This is a genomic window from Stenotrophomonas sp. (assembly GCF_036662295.1).
GTDB lineage: Bacteria > Pseudomonadota > Gammaproteobacteria > Xanthomonadales > Xanthomonadaceae > Stenotrophomonas.
Window position 1 is genome coordinate 1 of record NZ_JAVWXA010000162.1, and the last position, 5,734, is coordinate 5,734.

Here is a 5,734-nt window from a genome sequence, read left to right on the forward strand (position 1 = left end):
CGACCAAGCCGGCACTCGCAAGGCTTCATACGCCGCGACGACAGAATCCCCGCAACTGGGCAAAGAACCTTTTCTTTCCTGTACTTTGCTGGCGGGCTGGGATGGCTTGGTGGATCGAGTTAACGCAAAGGCGCGCGAGTGCATTGCCTGGTCGCGCAGGGCAGGTACGGGCGTGTCCGGCACCCTCACCCGTACCCGCCCAAGCCAGGACCGCACGCACTCGCGAGCCGTTGCCCTGCACGCGCACCCACACGGGAAAAGGACACGTATTTCTTGAACCGTTCATAAAATAAGAACAGTCCTATTCACAATGCGCTGCGGTATATTCATGGCTTCGCCCGTGCCGGCGTGCCCGGGAATACCGGGGCGTCTGCGTCGGGGCATCGCCGGTAACGGCACCGCGAGTGAAGAGGAACTATGGCCCTGGTGTTCAGTGACGACCTCTGGGATCGGTGGCGTTTGCCGGCCCTGGCCCTGGCCGCCGTGGCCATCATCGTGGTGCCCTGGCTTACCCTGCGGAAGATCGCCGACGACAACGTCCAGGCCATGCAGTGGGTTAGCCATACCCAGGATGTCGGCGTGGCCGTCTACCAGCTGCAGGCCGATGTGCGCGATGTGGAATCGGCCGCGCTCACGATGTCCAAAGGTCTGGACGCCCCCGGCCTGCGCGAGCGCCTCGGCCAGGCCAAGGATATCCCCCAGCGCCTGGCGCGGCTGGCCGAACTGACCCGCGACAACCCCGACCAGCTCATCCGCATCGGCCGCATCCAGTCCATGGTCGAGCGCCGCATGGAACTGGCCCGCCAGCTCGCCCGTGCCTCGCCGGACATCGACCAGCGCGAGATGGTCCAGGACCTCACCACCCGCTACCCCATCCGCGGCCTCATCGAAGAACTGCAGGCCACCGAGGAAGCCCTCCTGCGCGAGCGCAGCGTCACCTTCCAGAAGCAGCAGCGGCAGAGCGAGATGGTGTCCTGGTCGGCGCTGCTGGTGCAGCTGTCGCTGCTTGGCCTGGTGCTCTGGCTGTTGCATCGGCAGATGCGCCACCGCGCCACCGCCGAGCGCGCCTCGCTGCGCTCGGCCGCACGTGCCGCCTCGGTGCTCAACACCGTGCGCGAACCGATCGTGCTGCTCGACCGCGAACTCAAGGTGCAGCTGCATAACCCCGCCTTCGCCGAGCTGTACGGCCTGGACGAGGCGCAGGCCGTGGACGGGCTGCGCCTGGACGACATCGGCGCTGGCGCCTGGCGCGATGCGGTGGTGCGCCAGCGCCTGACCGACGTGCTGCTGCGCGGCCGCGAACTGTGGGACTACGAACACGAACAGCGCACCGCCGACGAGCAGGTGCGCACCATGCTGATCAACGCACGGCGCATGCCGCTGCCGGACAAGGACGACGAAGTCGTGCTGATGACCGTCAGCGACGTCACCGTGCAGCGCGCCGTGCAGCAACGGGTGGAAGAGCTCAACCGCCAGCTGGAAGGCAAGGTCGAGCAGGTCTCGGAGGTCAACCGCGAGCTGGAGGCCTTCAGCTACTCGGTCTCCCACGACCTGCGCGCGCCGCTGCGCCACGTGGCCGGCTTCTCGGACAAGCTCACCCGCCACCTGGGCGACCAGGCTGACGAAAAGTCGCTGCATTACCTGGGCGTGATCTCCAACTCGGCCCGGCGCATGGCCGCGCTGATCGACGACCTGCTGGTCTATTCGCGCCTGGGGCGTGCCGCGATGCGCATGCAGGCCGTGGACATGCAGTCGCTGGTGGCCGATACCCGCGCCATGCTGGTGGCCAACCTGCAGAGCGAAGCGGAAGAAACCGGCGTGCACCGCCAGGTGGAATGGACGCTGGCGCCGTTGCCGATCCTGGTCTCCGACGAAAACATGATGCGCCAGGTGTGGCTGAACCTGCTCGGCAACGCGCTCAAGTATTCGGCCAATCGCGATCCTGCCCGGATCGAGGTCGATTACCAGCAGCAGCCCGACGGCGGCCATCTGTTCACCGTGCGCGACAACGGCGCCGGCTTCGACATGGCCTACGCCGGCAAGCTGTTCGGCGTGTTCCAACGCCTGCACAAGGCCAGCGATTACCCCGGCACCGGCATCGGCCTGGCCAGCGTGCGCCGCGTGCTGACCCGGCATGGCGGCCGCATCTGGGCCGAGTCGGCCGTCGATGAAGGCGCCACGTTCTACTTCCTGCTTCCTCCTGCGCTCGACGCAATCAACAAGGGTTCTGCCGCATGACCGCACTTCGCACCATCCTCCTCGCCGAGGACAGCCCTGCCGACGCCGAGATGGCCGTCGATGCCCTCAAGGAGGCCCGCCTGGCCAACCCCATCGTGCACGTCGAGGACGGCGTGGAGACGATGGACTACCTGCTGCGTCGTGGCGCTTACGCCAACCGCGAGGAAGGCCTGCCGGCGGTGCTGCTGCTGGACATCAAGATGCCGCGCATGGACGGGTTGGAAGTGCTGCGCGAAATCCGCAACACCGAAGAGCTCAAGCGCCTGCCGGTGGTGATCCTGTCGTCCTCGCGCGAGGAAAGCGACCTGGCCCGCAGCTGGGACATGGGCGTGAATGCCTACGTGGTCAAGCCGGTGGACGTGGACCAGTTCTTCGGGGCGGTGCAGACCCTGGGCAAGTTCTGGGCGTTGATCAACCAGGCGCCGGAGATCGAGTAAGCCCATGCCGCTGACTGGCCCCTCGCTGGGAATGCTGCGCGTCCTGCTGGTGGAAGATTCCCCCGAGGACGCCGAACTGATGTGCGAGCAGATGCTCGACGCCGGACTCGACGCCAGTTTCGAGCGGGTGGAGAGCGCCAGCGAGCTGCGCGAGGCGCTGGGCCGGTTCGCCCCGGACATCGTGCTGTCGGACCTGGCCATGCCCGGTTTTTCCGGCAACCAGGCGCTGCAGATCGTACGCAGCTGGCACCCGGATGTGCCCTTCATCTTCGTGTCCGGCACGATGGGTGAGGAAAACGCCGTGGCCGCGCTGCACCAGGGGGCCAACGACTACATCATCAAGCACCAGCCCGCGCGCCTGCCCTCGGCGGTGGCGCGCGCGGTGCGCGAGTCGCGCAGCAGCATGGACCGCCAGCGCGTGGAAGCCGAGCTGATGCGTGCGCAGCGGCTGGAGAGCCTGTCGCTGCTGGCCGCCGGCCTCAGCCACGACCTGCGCAACATCCTGCAGCCGCTGCTGATCATGCCGGACCTGCTCAAGGCACGTACCGAAGACCCGCAGCTGCACCACCTGGCCGACATCATCGCCGAGTGCGGCCGGCGCGGGCATGAGATGGCCGAATCGATGCTGTCCTTCGTGCGCGGCTCACGCAAGCCCAGCGAACAGATCTGCATCGCGCACCTGTTCGAGGCGGTGGAGCTGCTGTTGCGCAGCAACCTGCCGGACAAGGTGAGCCTGCACCTGGACGTGGCCGACGACGGCCTGGCCGTGGACGCCAACTACACCGAGCTGCAGCAGGTGCTGTTGAACCTGTCCTTGAATGCCATCCAGGCCATGCCCGACGGCGGGCGCCTGACCCTGCGCGCGGCCGCCGACCCCAATGGCCAGGGCGGCGAATGGCTGCGCATCTCGGTGACCGACGAAGGCACCGGGATGAGCGCGGAGACGCTCTCGCACCTGTTCAATCCGTTCTTCACCACCAAGGCCAACGGCACCGGGCTGGGGCTGATTTCCTGCAAGCGCATCATCGAAGGCGCGCAGGGCAGCATCCACGTGGACAGCACGCTGGGGGTGGGCACGCGCTTCGACCTGCTGCTGCCGATGCAGGAAGTGGACGCGGACACCGAGGCGGTGGACCAGCCGATCGCCGCCGGCACCGGGCAGTCGATCCTGGTGGTGGACGGCGAGGCCACGCGCCTGTCGCTGCTGGGCAATGCGCTGTCCAGCCAGGGCTACCACCTGCAGCTGGCCTCCGACGGCGCCGCGGCGCTGCGCTGGATGCAGCAGGAGGCGATGCCGGCGCTGGTGATCGCCGATGCCGGCTCCAAGCTGCTCTCGGCCAGCCACCTGCTGGGCGAGATGGCCTCGCTCGGCTTCCACGGGCCGGCGCTGGTGCTGGAAGAGGCCGATGTGACCGTGCCGCTGGCGGTGTTCCCGTCCACGATCAACGTGCACGTGCTGCGCAAGCCGCTGGAAATGCAGCAGGTGTTCCGGTCGGTGGCCGAGGCGCTGGAAACCGCGTGAGCCGGTAGGCCACGACCTTGGGGCGTGGCGGCCGGAGTGCCGAACGGTGCGGCGATGGACCGACCAGCGGCCGGTAGCTACCGGTTGGCCGGCGGTTCCCACGGGAACGGGGGCAGGCTGGCCACCGCCTGTTCCAGCCGGTGCGACCAGCTGCCATGGATCTCCGCATACAGCGGGCTGTCGCCGGCCAGGCGCATGCGCTGGCTGATGCGCAGGTCGCCCTTGCGGATCAGGGCCAGGTCCACCGGCAGGCCCACGGACAGGTTGGAGCGGATGGTGGAGTCCAGCGAGACGATGGCCGTGCGCGCGGCGTCTTCCAGGCGCGTCTGCGGGCGCAGGATGCGGTCCAGGATCGGCTTGCCGTACTTGGACTCGCCGATCTGCAGGAAGGGCGTCTCCGGCGAGGCGGCGATCGCGTTGCCCAGCGGATAGATCATGTACATGCCCGGCTGCTCGCCACCGACCTGGCCGCCGAGGATGAGCGTGGCCTGGGTGTTGACGCCATCGTGGCCATGCTCGGGCGTGCTGCTGTGCACCTGGCTGTCCACCAGCACGCGGCCCACGTACGCAGCCACTTCGAACAGGTGGCGGTAGGCGCGCAGGTTTTCCTCGCGCGCTTCCTCCACGTCACGGCGCAGCCGCGAGACCAGCAGCTGGGTGGTGGCCAGGTTGCCGGCGGCCATGATCACGAACGCGGCTTGGCCCGGAAACTCGAACTCGTGCAGCTTGCGATGCACCCGCACGTCGTCCAGCGACGCGTTGGTGCGGGTGTCGGCGGCGAAGACCAGGCCTTCGTCCACCTCGATGCCGACGCAATAGGTCATGTCGGTGTCCTATGATGTGCACCCCGATTCTAGGCGGTGGCCCTGTTGGCCCCGTGTGGATTCGCCCTACGCACGCTGAATACCATGACCACTGTGCTCCTGAGCCTGGGCAGCAACCTGCAGCCGCAACAGCATCTTCACGCCGCGGTGGAGGCCCTGCGCGCGCGCTTTGGCGACATCGCCGTGTCCCCGGCTTACCGCACCGCCGCGGTGGGCTTTGACGGCCCGGATTTCCTCAACAACGCGGTGGCAATCCAGACCGACATGCCGCTGGCGGCGCTGGACGCCTGGCTGCATGCGCTGGAGGACGCCCACGGCCGCGACCGCAGCGGCCCGCGCTTCTCCGACCGCACCCTGGACCTGGACGTGGTGTTCTATGGCGACCTGATCGTGGAGGGCCCCGGCCACCTGCGCATCCCGCGCCCGGAGCTCAAGCACGCCTTCGTGCTCAAGCCGCTGGCCGACATCGCCCCGGCCTTCATCGACCCGGTCAGCGGCCTGGACCTGGCCACGCTGTGGCGCGCCCATCGCCAGCATGGCGAGGCGTTCGACACGATGGACCTGCTGCCCGGCTGACCGGGGTGTGCCCGCCGCCCGCCGGCAACCCGCGATGCCCACCACACCGGGTAGTGCCGGCCGCTGGCCGGCAACCAGGCGGTGCCCACCACACCGGGTAGTGCCGGCCGCTGGCCGGCAACCAGGCGGTGCCCACC

At 68.2% G+C, this 5,734-nt stretch carries 5 protein-coding genes; 4 read left to right on the plus strand and 1 reads right to left on the minus strand.

Annotation, left to right across the window (positions count from 1 at the left end):
* Positions 1–417: 417 nt before the first annotated feature.
* The 3 genes from RSA25_RS18720 to RSA25_RS18730 are packed head-to-tail and all read left to right on the plus strand — an operon-like array spanning position 418 to position 4,197.
* The gene (locus RSA25_RS18720; protein ID WP_332810335.1) at positions 418–2,238 is read left to right on the plus strand and encodes an ATP-binding protein; all 1,821 of its coding nucleotides are present in this window, start codon (positions 418–420) and stop codon (positions 2,236–2,238) included.
* Positions 2,235–2,675 carry a response regulator gene (locus RSA25_RS18725; RefSeq protein WP_332810336.1) on the plus strand — a complete coding sequence of 147 codons (441 nt, stop codon included), beginning with the start codon at positions 2,235–2,237 and terminating at the stop codon, positions 2,673–2,675. Before RSA25_RS18720 ends, RSA25_RS18725 begins: the two co-directional genes overlap by 4 nt.
* Before the next feature lie 4 nt (positions 2,676–2,679).
* The gene (locus RSA25_RS18730) at positions 2,680–4,197 is read left to right on the plus strand and encodes an ATP-binding protein (RefSeq protein WP_332810337.1); all 1,518 of its coding nucleotides are present in this window, start codon (positions 2,680–2,682) and stop codon (positions 4,195–4,197) included.
* Between the two features lie 77 nt (positions 4,198–4,274).
* Here RSA25_RS18730 and RSA25_RS18735 read toward each other — a convergent pair whose 3' ends face one another.
* Positions 4,275–5,021: a 20S proteasome subunit A/B gene (locus RSA25_RS18735; protein ID WP_332810338.1), complete on the minus strand. Its 747-nt coding sequence runs from the start codon at positions 5,019–5,021 to the stop codon at positions 4,275–4,277.
* Positions 5,022–5,105: 84 nt separating this feature from the next.
* On the opposite strand from RSA25_RS18735, the gene folK reads away from it, so the two are divergent.
* Positions 5,106–5,597: a 2-amino-4-hydroxy-6-hydroxymethyldihydropteridine diphosphokinase gene (gene folK / locus RSA25_RS18740; RefSeq protein WP_332810339.1), complete on the plus strand. Its 492-nt coding sequence runs from the start codon at positions 5,106–5,108 to the stop codon at positions 5,595–5,597.
* Positions 5,598–5,734: the final 137 nt, after the last annotated feature.